The sequence below is a fragment of the Arthrobacter globiformis genome (assembly GCF_030817195.1).
In the GTDB taxonomy this organism is placed as follows: Bacteria; Actinomycetota; Actinomycetes; order Actinomycetales; family Micrococcaceae; genus Arthrobacter; species Arthrobacter globiformis_D.
Window position 1 is genome coordinate 4,751,925 of the sequence record NZ_JAUSYZ010000001.1, and the last position, 12,795, is coordinate 4,764,719.

The 12,795-nt window shown below is 67.1% G+C and carries 15 protein-coding genes; 6 read left to right on the top strand and 9 right to left on the bottom strand.

Features of this window, described 5'->3' with window-relative positions; translation table 11 throughout:
- Positions 1–10: 10 nt before the first annotated feature.
- The 7 genes from QF036_RS21785 to QF036_RS21815 all read right to left on the bottom strand — a co-directional run bounded on the left by QF036_RS21785 (position 11) and on the right by QF036_RS21815 (position 4,570).
- The gene (locus QF036_RS21785; RefSeq protein ID WP_307105243.1) at positions 11–142 is read right to left on the bottom strand and encodes a hypothetical protein; all 132 of its coding nucleotides are present in this window, start codon (positions 140–142) and stop codon (positions 11–13) included.
- Positions 139–717, bottom strand: coding sequence for a multicopper oxidase domain-containing protein (locus QF036_RS21790; protein WP_307105245.1), 579 nt, complete (start codon positions 715–717; stop codon positions 139–141). The genes QF036_RS21785 and QF036_RS21790 overlap by 4 nt, the downstream gene beginning before the upstream one ends.
- 248 nt (positions 718–965) lie before the next feature.
- Positions 966–1,982, bottom strand: a complete 1,017-nt coding sequence (locus tag QF036_RS21795; protein WP_307105247.1) for a magnesium and cobalt transport protein CorA — start codon at positions 1,980–1,982, stop codon at positions 966–968.
- A 173-nt stretch (positions 1,983–2,155) separates the two neighbouring features.
- Positions 2,156–2,554, bottom strand: a complete 399-nt coding sequence (locus QF036_RS21800; protein WP_307105249.1) for a cupin domain-containing protein — start codon at positions 2,552–2,554, stop codon at positions 2,156–2,158.
- 247 nt (positions 2,555–2,801) lie between these two features.
- Positions 2,802–3,242, bottom strand: coding sequence for an FAD-binding oxidoreductase (locus tag QF036_RS21805; RefSeq protein ID WP_307106058.1), 441 nt, complete (start codon positions 3,240–3,242; stop codon positions 2,802–2,804).
- Complete coding sequence (locus tag QF036_RS21810; RefSeq protein ID WP_307105250.1) at positions 3,134–3,865, bottom strand: glutamine amidotransferase; 732 nt, start codon at positions 3,863–3,865, stop codon at positions 3,134–3,136. The genes QF036_RS21805 and QF036_RS21810 overlap by 109 nt, the downstream gene beginning before the upstream one ends.
- 3 nt (positions 3,866–3,868) lie before the next feature.
- Positions 3,869–4,570, bottom strand: a complete 702-nt coding sequence (locus QF036_RS21815; protein ID WP_307105251.1) for a FadR/GntR family transcriptional regulator — start codon at positions 4,568–4,570, stop codon at positions 3,869–3,871.
- Positions 4,571–4,700: 130 nt separating this feature from the next.
- Between QF036_RS21815 and QF036_RS21820 the strand changes: the two genes are divergently transcribed.
- The 3 genes from QF036_RS21820 to QF036_RS21830 are packed head-to-tail and all read left to right on the top strand — an operon-like array spanning position 4,701 to position 8,957.
- Entirely contained in the window at positions 4,701–6,101 is a 1,401-nt protein-coding gene (locus QF036_RS21820; RefSeq protein ID WP_307105252.1) for an SLC13 family permease, read from the top strand.
- Between the two features lie 52 nt (positions 6,102–6,153).
- Entirely contained in the window at positions 6,154–7,413 is a 1,260-nt protein-coding gene (locus QF036_RS21825) for a CaiB/BaiF CoA transferase family protein (protein ID WP_307105253.1), read from the top strand.
- A 2-nt stretch (positions 7,414–7,415) separates the two neighbouring features.
- On the top strand, positions 7,416–8,957 hold the full coding sequence (locus QF036_RS21830) for a carboxyl transferase domain-containing protein (RefSeq protein ID WP_307105254.1): 1,542 nt from the start codon (positions 7,416–7,418) through the stop codon (positions 8,955–8,957).
- A gap of 10 nt (positions 8,958–8,967) precedes the next feature.
- Here the strand turns inward: QF036_RS21830 and QF036_RS21835 are convergent, their stop codons facing one another.
- Positions 8,968–9,579, bottom strand: coding sequence for an NADPH-dependent FMN reductase (locus QF036_RS21835; protein WP_307105255.1), 612 nt, complete (start codon positions 9,577–9,579; stop codon positions 8,968–8,970).
- A gap of 232 nt (positions 9,580–9,811) precedes the next feature.
- Here QF036_RS21835 and QF036_RS21840 point away from each other — a divergent pair, with 232 nt between their 5' ends.
- From QF036_RS21840 to QF036_RS21850, 3 genes are all read left to right on the top strand, one after another.
- The gene (locus tag QF036_RS21840) at positions 9,812–9,973 is read left to right on the top strand and encodes a hypothetical protein (protein ID WP_307105256.1); all 162 of its coding nucleotides are present in this window, start codon (positions 9,812–9,814) and stop codon (positions 9,971–9,973) included.
- A gap of 53 nt (positions 9,974–10,026) precedes the next feature.
- On the top strand, positions 10,027–11,892 hold the full coding sequence (locus tag QF036_RS21845) for a Na+/H+ antiporter (RefSeq protein WP_307105257.1): 1,866 nt from the start codon (positions 10,027–10,029) through the stop codon (positions 11,890–11,892).
- A gap of 154 nt (positions 11,893–12,046) precedes the next feature.
- Positions 12,047–12,271, top strand: coding sequence for a hypothetical protein (locus QF036_RS21850; RefSeq protein ID WP_307105258.1), 225 nt, complete (start codon positions 12,047–12,049; stop codon positions 12,269–12,271).
- Positions 12,272–12,275: 4 nt separating this feature from the next.
- On the opposite strand, the gene QF036_RS21855 is transcribed toward QF036_RS21850, so the two are convergent.
- The gene (locus QF036_RS21855; RefSeq protein WP_307105259.1) at positions 12,276–12,635 is read right to left on the bottom strand and encodes a hypothetical protein; all 360 of its coding nucleotides are present in this window, start codon (positions 12,633–12,635) and stop codon (positions 12,276–12,278) included.
- Positions 12,636–12,795 lie beyond the last annotated feature (160 nt).

Below are 12,795 nucleotides of genomic sequence, written 5' to 3' on the forward strand. Positions count from 1 at the left end.
CTACGCGTCCTCAGGTGCCGGCCGGGAACGCCGGACGGTACACGGGCGGGAACGAGCCCAGCGGCGTCGGGTCCGTCTTGGGCGGGTCGGAGAGGATCGGGTCGTTGTTCCGCAGGTCGCCCACGGAAAACTGCACCATCATGTCGTGGACTCATGCACCAGGTTGTGGCAGTGCATCATGTACCGGCCACCGGGGGAATCCGGGCCGGTGTCGAACTGCATGAGCAGCGTGATGGACTCGTTCTCGCTGGCGTAGAACACATCCTTCGGCCCGGTCTCCCACGCGAACGGCTTGCCCCCGTTGGAGTTGCGGGCAATGATCTTGGCGTCGACGAGGTGGATGTGCACCGGATGGAACCAGCCGCCAGACTCGTTGACGATGGTCCACGGTTCCACGGAGTTCCGCCGCGGGATGGCGAAGCACCTGGTGAATCCCGACTTTTCCACGTCTTCCCAGGTCTCCTCGTTGATGGTCCATTCCCCTCCCTGGCGCTTCACCCGGAGCACGCGCTTCGCGACCGCCATCTCAGGCGTGAGGCTCATGGTGGCGAGGCTGCCGCGCGCGCTTCCCGGCGTGCCGCCGTCGTCCAGGGTCACCGGAATGGAACTGATGGTTCCGGCCGAGGAGCCGGAGTCGGCCACCACCTGAAACCGCATGATCTTGTCGGTGTTGGGGAAGTCCAGGTTGTTCTTGTTGCTGAGGTTCCGCAGGTCCACCGTCTGCCCTCCAATCCCCAGGGACGCGGAACCCCGAACTTTTCGGGCCGGTGGCCGAACAGCCGCCGTGCCCTGACCAAGTTCGGCGTTCCGCTCCCCCGCCGCGTCGGGGGTGAAACACCCCCATTGTTGAGCACACTGCTTTTGGAAACCTTGGAGAAGTTGGCCGCCCGCGGCTCTCCCCACCCAAACAGGGTGTGCGGGAGGCACAGGTGCTGACGAGGGGCGGCGGTTCTCGGCGGCCGGTTTTAGATCCAGTTGTTGTGCTTGAACGTGGCGTAGAGGACCAGCCCCATGCCGATCATCAGCCCCAGCGCCATGGGGTAGCCGAAGATCCAGTCGAGCTCAGGCATCGTATGGAAGTTCATCCCGTAGATGGTGCCGATGAGCGTCGGCGCGAAGAGGATGGCCGCCCAGGAAGAGATTCTCTTGACCTGCTCGCTCTGCGCGAAGCTGGACTCGGTGAGGCGCCGCATCTCGTCGTTCTGGCGCTGGGCAACGAGGGCTGCGTTGACCGCGAGGGCGTTCTGCAGCAGCGCCCGGAAGGACGCGATCCGGTCGTTGAGCCGCAGGACGTGGTCCAGCACATCGCGGAGGTGGTCCTGCAGCTCGGGGCCGGGGTGGTGATCCGGCGTTCCGGCGATCAATGCCTGCAGGATTCCGGCCAGCGGCCCGGTGGCGCGCTGGACGATGATGACCTGGCGGGACAGCTCGTAGATGCGGCGGGAAACCTCCGGATCCGCGCCGAACAGTTCATCCTCGATTTCGTCGATATCGTTTTCCAGGCCGGCGGCAACCGGCTCGTACTCGTCGACCACCTGGTCCAGGATGGCGTACAGCACGGCGTCGGGGCCGAGGGCCAGGAACTCCGGCTGGGATTCCATGCGGCGGCGCACCCGCGCGAGGTCCGGTGATTCCGCGCGGCGGACGGTGACCACGAAATCCGGCCCGGCGAAGACGTGGATTTCGCCGAACTCCACCTTTTCGACGTCGTCGAGGTACCGTGCCGGGCGCAGGACCAGGAAGAGCGTTTCACCGTAATGCTCAAGCTTGGCGCGCTGGTGTCCGGTGAGCGCGTCCTCGACCGCCAGGGCGCTGAGGTCGAATTCGTCAGCCACTGACCGCAGCTCGTGGGGGTCCGGCCGGTACAGTCCGATCCAGGCCATGCCCTCGCGCTGCCGCAGCAGGAAGTAAGTCTCCTCCAGCCCCTCCGGATCAGCCGTCCTGCGTCCGGCCACGTACACGGCGTTATCGATAATGGCCATGGCGGCGACTCCTCAGCTGGACCGGCATCCCATGGCAGTGACGTTATCCCTTCCGGAACGCCGTGCCAATAAGACGCCGTGCCACAAGGGCGCGCACGGCAATGGCGCGCCGGCCCAGCAGCCGGGGGCTGCGATGCGGCGGCTCAGATCCCGGCGGTTCGGATTCGGGCGGCTCAGATTCTGGCGTGGAGTCCGCGGCTGACCGGCCGCCCGAACGATGCCGCGCCGAGAAATTCAACGGCAACGAACGGCTCGGAACCCACCACCCATTCGTCGTGCCCCGGAGGGATCGCGTAGGTGTCATTGGCGCGGATGAAGGAGCGGGTGCCCTCGGGTGCCTCCACCTCCATGACGCCGGACAGGCAGAACCCGAGGTGGTTGTGCTGGCAGAAGGGTGTTTGCTCTGTGGGTTTGGTGCATTCGGACCAGCGCCAGCCGGGGGCGAGGATCAGCCGGGCAACGGAGAAATCGTTGACGCTGACCAGATCCACCTCGGCCTTGTCCGGGCACCTCTTCTTATCCGGTTCATCGAAGGACTTGACGGCAAGGGCTGTAATGAAATTAGCGGTCATGGACGGTACCTGCAGATTTGGTTGAGACCTGAAATCAAAAAAGGTGGCTTCGGGAGAAGCCCCACGCTGGCGAGGTGCATGCTGCCACGGAGGCGTAACCGTTCAACAGCCGCAAATTGTTAGTGTGGCTGCCCCCTCGCCGCACACGCACGCAACAGATCAATGTTGACGTAGTCCCACCGTAGACCTCCGCCAGCCGAAGTCAATGGGAATCCGCGCGCTCACCGGAAGCGTCAGGCGTGCTGGCCTACTCGTAGTCAGCCAGGACCAGCGGCCGGTTTGTGTACTCGAGCACCACGTCGCCGAAAGGAGCCGAAAGAGTGACTTCGTCCCCCACCTGCACATTGTCGTGCAGGAAATTGGACATTTCGCCGTCCGGCGCATCCTGCGCCCGCACCCGCCTGACGGCGAAGTGCCTGTGCCGTCCCTCGTCCGCCCGGGTCAGGCTGTACTGGCGGGGCTGGTGGACGCCGTCGGGCATTCTCATCTTGATCGTCACATACTGTCCCGGCAGCGAGGGCTTGACCTCACGCTCGTCGGTGCTAGCACCGAGTCGGCACCGGTGACAGGGAGCTGTGCTTACCGGCCGTAGATCTTCACGAAGTTCCGCAGGATCTTCATCGGTTCGGTGGCCGTATACGTTCTGGCTGCCGCCATCAGCTCCTCGGCGGACTCCGGCGGAAAATATCCGGCGTGGCGGTAGATGTCGATCCTGGTCACCAGGCCCTCGGCATCGAGCTCGGGGTGGAACTGCGTGGCGTACAGGTTCTGCTTGATCCGGAACATGTGCACCGGGCAGGCGGCGGAGCTGGCGAGCAGCACCGCGTGCGGGGGCAGCACCGTGCACCCTTCCTTGTGGCCGGTAAAGGCGGTGAACTGCCCCGGAAGGCCGGCCAGCAGCGGATCCTTCAGGCCCTCCGGGCTCAGGCTGATGGTTACCCCGCCCAGCTGCTCACCGTACGTCCGGTCGATCACGGCGCCCTGGTGCAGGCCAAGGGTGCCGACTCCGTAGCAGGCGCCCAGGAACGGGAAGTCCTCCGCCACGATCAGGTCCAGCAGCCCCGACAATTCGCGCTCCACGCGGTGTTGGGCTTCGCTCTTCTTTTCGGGAGGGTCGCTCGAGGTGAACGGGCTGCCGCCCACGATGATGCCGGAATAGTCATCGAGGTCCAGCTCCGGCAGCGGCGCGCGCTCCATCCGGATCCGCTTCAGCTGGTCCGGCTCCAGTCCGCCAAAGCGCAGGTACGCCTCGTATTCGTCCTCCGCGGCGACGTCCTCGGCCCGCGAGGCGAGCAGCAGAAACGGCTTCACGGCTTACTTCAACAGGGCGACGTCGGATACGAGGGTGATGTGGTCCAGCATCGCCGCCGCGGCGGCCTCCGAATCCTGGGCCCGGATGGCGTCCGCGATCTTGCGGTGGGACGCCAGTGATTGCTCCGGCCGGCCGGGCTGCCCCAGCGACTCGAGCCGCGTTTCGAGGATCATCTCGGCAATGAAGGTCATGAGCTGAGCCAGCACGCCGGAGTGCGCCGCGGCGGTGATGGCCTGGTGGAACAGTTCGTCGCCGTGGGCCCCTTTCGCACCCGAGGCCACCTCCTCCGCCATGGCGTCAAGCGCCTTGTCGATGGCCTGCATGTCCTCGTCCGTGCGCCGCGCGGCAGCAAGCTCGGCGAGCTTGACCTCGAGCGTGCTGCGGGCTTCCACAATTTCAGGAAGACGGCTCCGGTGCTCGCGAAGTCCCTTGAGCACCGAGGGAACGTTGGGCCGGTAGACCAGGACCGCGCCGGTACCGTGCTGGACGTCGATGACGCCGAGGACCTCCAGGGCCACCAGCGCCTGGGCAAGCGTCGCCCGCGAGACGCCCAGCCGTTCAGCCAGGTCCCGTTCAGCGGGGAGGGTGTCGCCGGGCCCCAGCTGCGCGGACTCGATAAAGTCCATCAGCTGCTCTACGAGCTGCTCGTAGAGGCGCGGGCGCGCGACGCGGGAAATCTGTTGCGTTGCGGTCTTCCTGGGCATTCGCATCCTTCCGGCGTTCTTGCATCAGCTTAGCGGAGGAGTATTGACAAAGTCACCTAGTGTCTAGGAGGCTAGGCCAGTGATCCTTGTAAGCCACATCACATCAACTCTCACCCCCGGAGGAACAACGATGTCCGCTCCCGTACTCTCCATCATCATCCTGGCGGTGATGTTCCTGCTGGCCACGGTGCTGCCCCTCAACATGGGCGCCCTGGCATTCGTAGGGGCGTTCCTGCTGGGCTCAGTGGTCCTCGGGATGTCCACCAGCGACATTCTTGCCAACTTTCCCGGCGGCCTGTTCCTGACGATCGTCGGTGTCACCTACCTCTTCGCGATCGCCCAGAACAACGGAACAATCGACCTGCTGGTGCGCGGCGCGGTCCGGATGGTGGGCAGCAAGGTGGCGCTCATCCCCTGGGTCATGTTCGCCATCACGGCGGTCATCACCGCCGTCGGAGCCCTGTCCCCTGCCGCCGTCGCGATCATCGCGCCGATCGCGCTGAGCTTCGCCGCGAAGCACAAGATCAACCCCCTCATGATGGGCATGATGGTGATCCACGGGGCACAGGCCGGCGGCTTCTCCCCGATCGCCGTCTACGGCGTCACGGTCAACGGCATCATCGCCAAGACGGACCTCGAAGCCAGCCCCATGGCGATCTTCCTCGCCAGCTTTGTCTTCAACCTCGCCATCGCCGTAGTGCTTTTCATCGTTCTTGGCGGCAGCAAACTGCTCTTCACCAAGACCGGCCGGCTCGTGGAGCAGGCCGCTGAATCCAGGATGGCCGTCAGTGTCGGCGCCCGCGCCGCTGGTGTCACCCTCCAGGGTTCCGGTTCCAACATCTCCCCCTCCGGCGTTGCCGGCAAAGGAACCTCCAACTCCTCTTCAGCCTCCCCGTCAGCAGCTGACGCGGCCGACGCCGCCGGCGCCCGTGCCACCGTTCCGCAGCTGGTCACCATTGCCGGCCTGATCGCGCTCGCCGTCATCTCTCTCGGCTTCAAGGTGGACGTCGGGTTCGTCTCCATCACCATCGCCATGGTCCTGGCCCTCGTCTCGCCCGCCGCCCAGAAGGGCGCCGTCAACAAGATCAGCTGGTCCACTGTCCTGCTCATCTGCGGCATGCTCACCTTCGTAGGTGTCCTCGAGGAAGCCGGCACCATCAAGTTCGTGTCCGACGGCGTCGCCCACCTCGGGATGCCGCTGCTGGCAGCCCTGCTGATCTGCTACATCGGTGCCGTGGTCTCGGCCTTCGCCTCCTCCACCGCCATCCTGGCCGCCCTCATCCCGCTGGCCGTCCCGTTCCTGTCCACCGGCGAAATCGGTGCCGTCGGCGTGATCGCCGCCCTGGCCGTCGCCGCCACGATCGTTGACGTCTCGCCGTTCTCCACCAACGGTGCACTGGTTCTGGCCAACGCCCCCGAGGACGTGGACAAGGACAAGTTCTACAAGCAGATCCTGGCCTACAGCGGCATCGTCGTCATCGCCGGCCCTGCCATCGCCTGGCTGGTCATGGTGCTCCCCGGCTGGATGTAGCCGGCCGGACCAGCACCAGCAGCCCCTCCAAGCAAGAGAAGGAACACCCAGCATGAGCCATGAATCCACGCCCCAGCCCGAAGGCCCCCTCTCCGGTTACCTTGTGGTGGACCTGAGCCGGGCCCTCGCCGGACCGCATGCCGGCATGATGCTCGCGGACCTCGGCGCCCGGGTCATCAAGGTTGAGAACCCCGGCACCGGAGACGATACGCGCGGCTGGGGGCCGCCGTTCGTCGGCCCCGAGGACGATCCCCAGGCCACGTACTTCCTCTCCTGCAACCGCAACAAAGAATCCATCGCCCTGGACCTGAAGAGCGACGACGGCCGGACGGTTCTGCGCGAACTGCTGGAGCGCGCCGACGTCGTTATTGAAAACTTCCGTCCCGGCGTGCTGGACCGGCTCGGGTTCTCCGGCGCGGAGATGCACGCGCTGAACCCTTCGCTGGTGGTCCTGTCCATCACCGGTTTCGGGCACGACGGTCCGGAGTCGCGCCGCAGCGGCTACGACCAGATCCTGCAGGGTGAGGCCGGGCTGATGTCCCTGACCGGCTCCGGTCCGGACGACCCCCAGCGGGTGGGCGTGCCCATCGCGGACCTCCTTTCCGGCATGTACGGGGCGTTCGGCACGCTCGCGGCGCTGCTGCAGCGCGAGCGGACGGGCCAGGGGCAGATCGTGCGAACCTCGCTGCTTGCCGCCCTGATCGGTGTGCACGCGTTCCAGGGCACGCGCGCCACCGTTGCCGGCGAGGTGCCCAAGGCCCAGGGCAACCACCACCCGTCCATCGCACCGTACGGCCTGTTCCGCTGCCGGCAGGGCCGCGTGCAGATCAGCGTGGGCAGCGAGAAGCTGTGGCACACGTTTGCCTCGGCGTTCGGCATTGACGCGGACCGTCCGGAGTTCGCCTCCAACGCCGAGCGCGTCCGGAACCGGGACAAGGTCATCGAGGAGGTGGAACGCGCGTTCGCCGGGTACGAGGCGGAGCCGCTGCTCGCCATGCTGAACGAGGCCGGGATCCCGGCCGGCAAGGTCCGCACCCTGGACGAGGTCTACGAATGGGAACAGGTCCATTCGCAGGGCCTGGTGATCGACGTCGACCACAAGATCCTCGGGAATGTCACCCTGCCAGGGCCGCCGCTGCGCTTCTTCAGCGCCGCGGACACCGCGGAAACCACGCTGAAGGCGCACACCGCTCCGCCGCTGCTGGACCAGGACGGCGAGCAGATCAGGCAATGGCTCGGGCTCGTTCCGGCAGACGCCGCTGCCGGCGCCGGCACCGCCGGCTCCGCCGGCTCCGCCGGGGAGGGCCGCTGACCATGGCCGCAGACAACAACTTGTCGACCGCCCAGAAGGTCCGGCACCTGGACGCCACCGAACTCATCACTGCCGTCCTTGACCCCGGCTCGTACCGCTCCTGGGACTCCCCTGTGGCGGACCCCAACCCCAGTCCCGAGTACCGGCAGGAACTGGCTGCGGCCCGGGAGAAGACCGGCGTGGACGAGTCCGTCCTCACCGGTGAAGGCCTTATCCGCGGCCGGCGGGTGGCCGTCATTGTCAGCGAGTTCCGCTTCCTGGCGGGCTCGATCGGCCTCGCCGCAGCGGAACGGATCGTGAACGCCGTCGAACGGGCCACCAGGGAAGGGCTTCCGCTCCTGGCCGGACCGGCGTCGGGCGGCACCCGCATGCAGGAGGGCACCGTCGCGTTCCTCTCCATGGTGAAGATCAGCGCGGCCGTCCGGGCGCATCGGCAGGCCGGCCTGCCTTACCTCGTCTACCTCCGGCATCCCACCACCGGCGGCGTCATGGCCTCGTGGGGCTCCCTCGGGCACATCACCGTGGCCGAGCCGGGCGCCCTCCTCGGGTTCTTGGGGCCGCGCGTCTACGAGGCGCTGTACGGTTCCCCTTTTCCGGAGAACGTCCAGGTGGCCGAGAACCTCTTCGACAAGGGGCTCGTGGACGCGGTGGTCCCGCCGTGGCAGCTGTCCGACGTCGTTGACCGTGCCCTGAGCATCCTGGTCGCGGGCCCGCACGCGCGGGTCCGGCCGCCGCGGACGCTGTCCGTGAAACCGTCCGACGCCGGAGCCTGGGAATCGATCGAAATCTCCCGGAACCCGCGCCGCCCGGACCTGCGGCAGCTGCTGGCTTACGGGGCCCGTGACGTGCTTCCGCTCAACGGCACCGGCCAGGGCGAAAAGGACCCGGGGCTGCTGCTGGCACTGGCACGCTTCGGGCAAAAGTCCTGTGTGGTGATCGGGCACACGCGGCCCCGGCCCTCGCAGCAGACCGCGATGGGGCCCGCATCCCTCCGTGAAGCCAGGCGCGGCATGCGTCTGGCCGAGGAGCTCGGGCTGCCCCTGGTGACGGTGATCGACACCGGCGGCGCGGCGCTGTCCAAGGAAGCGGAAGAGGGCGGGCTGGCCGGCGAAATCGCCCGGTCCCTCCATGACCTCATCGGACTGAACTCCCCCACAGTGTCCGTGCTGATGGGCCAGGGCACCGGCGGCGGCGCCCTGGCGCTGTTCCCGGCTGACCGCACCATCGCCGCCCAGCACGCCTGGCTGTCCCCGCTGCCGCCCGAAGGTGCCAGCGCCATCGTGCACCGCAGCACCGAGTTCGCCCCTGCCATGTCCGAGGCGCAGGGCGTCAACGTCGCCTCGCTCTACGCCCACGGCATGGTGGAGCACATCGTGGACGAACGCAGTGACGCTGCGCTTGAGGGCAGGGCGTTCTGCCAGCGCCTGGGCCAGGCGATCGAGTACGAGCTGGCCGCGCTTTCGGCCGCCGGGGTGGCCGAGCTCCTCCCGCAGCGGCTCGAAAAGTACCGCAACCTCGGCGGCCTCGTCCCCCTGCCCCTCTAGACCGGCTGGCCTAGCGGGAGAGCTTCTGGGTGTCGGGTTCCGGGTCACCGATGTGGCCCGGTGCGTTGGCCGCCAGGACCCGCTGGACGAAGGCGCAGTACTCCTCCATGTAGTGCCGCAGGAAGGCCTCAGTGGATTCGTCCTTGACCTCGCCGTCGCTGCCGAACACATCCGGGTTGAACTTCACGTAGGCCTCGGGTGCGTTCAGCTGCGGGGCGTCGAGGAAGCTCAGCACGGCGCGCATGGAGGACTGCATCACCGCAGTGCCGATGCTCCCGGGCGAGGCGCCGATGATGCCGGTGGGCTTGCGGGCGAAAGAATTGGTGCCCCAGGGCCGCGATCCCCAGTCGATGGCGTTCTTCAACGCGCCGGGGATGGACCGGTTGTATTCCGGGGAGACAAAGAGGATGCCGTCGGAGCCTTCGATGGCATCCTTGAGCGCGCGGCCTTCCGGCGGGAAGTCGGCGTCGTAGTCGTAGCTGTACAGGGGCAGGTCCTTGATGGGGATCTCGGTGAACTCGAGGTCCCCGGGGGCCAGCTTGATGAGGGCCTTGGAGAGGGTCCGGTTGATGGAGCCGCTGGCCAGGCTCCCTACGAAATAGCCGATCTTGTGCGTTGCCATAGTGGTGTTCCTTCCCAACAGCCGGCGCGGACCGGCTGGGTAGACGGTGCTAAGGGCGGTGCTGCGGCTGCCAGCCGCGGGGGCATTTCGGGTGCAACCCCAACAGTTCAACACAGAACAGCATCCCCGGCCAGAGCGCAGCGGCGGTCCTTGACAGGCTGACTGGTGCGGTAGCTAGATGAACGTTAAGCGATGGCCCACAGCACACAACCGCAACAGAGGAACGGCAGTCATGAGCGAGAACCCGGAGTCGCTGCAGCGCATCCACAGCGAAGCCCCCGCCGAAGGGGACGAAACGGCAGACCCCACCGACATCCGCACGCATTCGCAGGATCCGGCCGAAGGTGCTGACGACGTCGTCGAACCTGCGCCCAAGCGGGCGGAGACATCCTGACGGAAGTCCCCGCCCGCCGTCGGGCAGTCCGCGGCGGCTGAGAGAATAGCCGCATGGACGTCGCCCTGGGGTTGCTGGCGCTCGCCGCCGTGGTGTGCACGGTCAGCGCGCTGGGCCGCAAGCTTGATGTGTCGGTCCCGCTGCTCCTGGTGCTCGCCGGGGTGGCCGGTTCCTTCCTCCCGTTCGTGCCCCGCGTCGACCTCAACCCTGAACTGGTCCTCGTGGGGCTGCTGCCGCCGCTGCTGTATGCCGCCGCCCTGCAGACATCGCTGTACGACTTCCGCTCCAACCGGCGGGCCATTGGACTGCTCTCCGTGGGCTACGTCATCTTCGGCACCATCGTGGTGGGCCTGGTGGTCTGGTGGCTGTTCCCGGAAATACCGCTCGCCGCGGCCATCGCGCTCGCTGCCGTGGTGGCTCCGCCGGATGCGGTGGCCGCCACCGCCATTGCACGCAAGGTGGGGATGCCGCGCAGGATCGTCAGCATCCTGGAAGGCGAATCGCTGGTCAACGACGCAACCGCCCTGGTGTGCCTGCGTGCAGCCGTCGCCGCCCTCGCAGGAGCCGTTTCCGTGCTGGAGATCGGCGCCGACTTCCTGCTGGCCGCCGGCGGCGGGCTGGTGGTGGGACTGGCCGCAGCCTACGTCCTCACCCAACTGCGCCGGCGGATCCGCAACGTTGCCATCAATACCTCGACGTCGCTGATGGCACCCTTCGTGGCCTACCTGCCGGCGGAGGCAATCCACGCGTCGGGCGTCCTGGCCGTGGTGGTGACCGGCCTGATCATGGGCACCAAGGCACCCTCCATGCCCAACGGGGCCGCCCGGCAGAGCCAGCGGAGCAACTGGGAGACGGTGCAGTTCCTGCTGGAAAACTCAGTGTTCCTCCTCATCGGCCTGCAGGTACGGACCGTCATCGAGGGCGTTCAGGACGACTCTCTCGGCGCCGCTAGAATCTGGGCGGGCTGCGCGGTGATCCTGCTGGCCGTGCTGCTGCTGCGGCCGGTCTGGGTCTTTCCGGCGACCTACCTGCCCCGGCTAATCCCGGCCGTGGCCCGGAACGACCCAGCACCACCCTGGCAGTACCCAGCCATCATCTCGTGGGCCGGCATGCGCGGCGTGGTCACGCTCGCTGCAGCCCTCACCCTGCCCGAGGACCTGGAGCACCGCACTGTCCTGATCCTGGCGGCAATGGTGGTGGTGGCCGGCACGCTGGCGCTGCAGGGGTTCACGCTGCCCGCTCTGGTGCGGCTGCTCCGTGTGCAGGGCCCCGATCCGGGCGAGGACGCGCTGGCCCAGGCCTCACTGACGCAGCAGGCCACGGCGGCGGGAGTGGAGCGGCTGCACGAACTCCGGACCGACGATGATCCTCCGGAGGTGGTGGCCATGCTCAAGCGGAGGACGCTGGAGCGCGGGCTCGCAGCGTGGGAACGCCTGGGCAGGCCGACGGCGGAAGCCGCCACTCCCAGCCAGCGCTATGCCCAGCTGCGGCTCGCCATGCTCGAGGCGGAGCGGGCGAAGGTCCTCGAACTCAGAAGCGGCGGGAACTACGCCCACGAAGTGCTCAGCAATGTCCTGGAACGGCTCGACGTCGAAGAATCTATGCTGGACGCCGTCATCGAGGAGGCCGACGTTTCCGGGTCCCGCGCCGTCGCCCGGCCGGGCGGCGACTGCGAGCATCTCCAGGCCGCCCCCGTTCCCGAGGTTCCCCGCGACGCGCACTGCGACGCCTGCGTCCGCGAAGGTACCGTCACGGTCCACCTGCGGATGTGCCTGGAGTGCGGGAACGTGGGCTGCTGTGATTCCTCTCCCGCCACCCACGCGTCCCGTCATTTCCATGCCACCGGACACCCTGTCATGCGCAGCATCGAACCGGGTGAGGACTGGCGGTGGTGCTACGTGGACGATCTCCTCGGATGACGGGGCTGGTAGCCCGGGCGGGGACAAGATAGCCAAACGGATCTAACAGCCCCGTAACCCGCCGTTAATCCCGCGGCGGGAGACTGGAGACCTTGGATCCGCACGACTGGCCTTGCGTCCCGGGGGCAGCCACTCGACGAGGAGTTCTGTAGGCATGAATAGTTCCGACGACGACAGCAGACCAGCACCCTCCGTTCTTCCGGTCAGCAGCGGGGAACGGCCCGACCTCAGAAGCTTCCACGTCCGCGAAGACGTGGCCCTGGCAGGCCGCTGCGGCAATGTGCACCTGGCCACCGGCCGGACCTGCATCCTGCCCGAACGCCACCCGGGCTCGTGCTACTTCGTGGGCCCGGAGGATGCCAACGGGGTGGCATCCTAGGCGTTCAGGTGCTCTTCACCATCGGCACGGCCGGCTCCGTTACGCCCGCAATGTCCGACGCCGGGGTGAGGACCCAGCGTTCCCCGTCCTGTTCATAACTGATCACCATGGACGCGGCGGCAGTGCTTGCTGCGTCCATGGCGAGCAGCAGTGCCGCCTGCATGCGTCGGGCATGCCCGAATCTGGCGTTCGCCGTGCCCTCGAGGTCACCGTTGTCGATCAGGATGTAGGCCTTGCCCTGCGCCACCGCCTTGATCGAATACCCGCGCTCCTCATGGACTGAGCCGCGGGATGAGGCAATCTCCGTGACCCTGTCGGCCCGCACCAGGCTATGGCTAATCGTGCGGATCCACACGTCACCCATGGCCACTCCTTTGCTGCCGTGCGGGCCGGAAATGCCTCTACTTGCAAACGGTAGTCCGTGTCAGCCGGGTTGTAAGCCCCCCAAACGGTGCAACCGCCGTCGGGCTCGACCCCGCCAGCAGGTTTTCCCCAAGTTCCGGCAGGGTTTTCCCAAAGCTCCT

Coding starts and splice junctions, on each gene's coding strand:
- QF036_RS21785 (WP_307105243.1), bottom strand. CDS start 142: ATGATGGTGCAGTTTTCCGTGGGCGACCTGCGGAACAACGACCCGATC.
- QF036_RS21825 (WP_307105253.1), top strand. CDS start 6,154: ATGAGCCATGAATCCACGCCCCAGCCCGAAGGCCCCCTCTCCGGTTAC.
- QF036_RS21840 (WP_307105256.1), top strand. CDS start 9,812: ATGAGCGAGAACCCGGAGTCGCTGCAGCGCATCCACAGCGAAGCCCCC.
- QF036_RS21820 (WP_307105252.1), top strand. CDS start 4,701: ATGTCCGCTCCCGTACTCTCCATCATCATCCTGGCGGTGATGTTCCTG.
- QF036_RS21845 (WP_307105257.1), top strand. CDS start 10,027: ATGGACGTCGCCCTGGGGTTGCTGGCGCTCGCCGCCGTGGTGTGCACG.
- QF036_RS21815 (WP_307105251.1), bottom strand. CDS start 4,570: ATGCCCAGGAAGACCGCAACGCAACAGATTTCCCGCGTCGCGCGCCCG.
- QF036_RS21850 (WP_307105258.1), top strand. CDS start 12,047: ATGAATAGTTCCGACGACGACAGCAGACCAGCACCCTCCGTTCTTCCG.
- QF036_RS21830 (WP_307105254.1), top strand. CDS start 7,416: ATGGCCGCAGACAACAACTTGTCGACCGCCCAGAAGGTCCGGCACCTG.
- QF036_RS21795 (WP_307105247.1), bottom strand. CDS start 1,982: ATGGCCATTATCGATAACGCCGTGTACGTGGCCGGACGCAGGACGGCT.
- QF036_RS21855 (WP_307105259.1), bottom strand. CDS start 12,635: ATGGGTGACGTGTGGATCCGCACGATTAGCCATAGCCTGGTGCGGGCC.
- QF036_RS21835 (WP_307105255.1), bottom strand. CDS start 9,579: ATGGCAACGCACAAGATCGGCTATTTCGTAGGGAGCCTGGCCAGCGGC.
- QF036_RS21800 (WP_307105249.1), bottom strand. CDS start 2,554: ATGACCGCTAATTTCATTACAGCCCTTGCCGTCAAGTCCTTCGATGAA.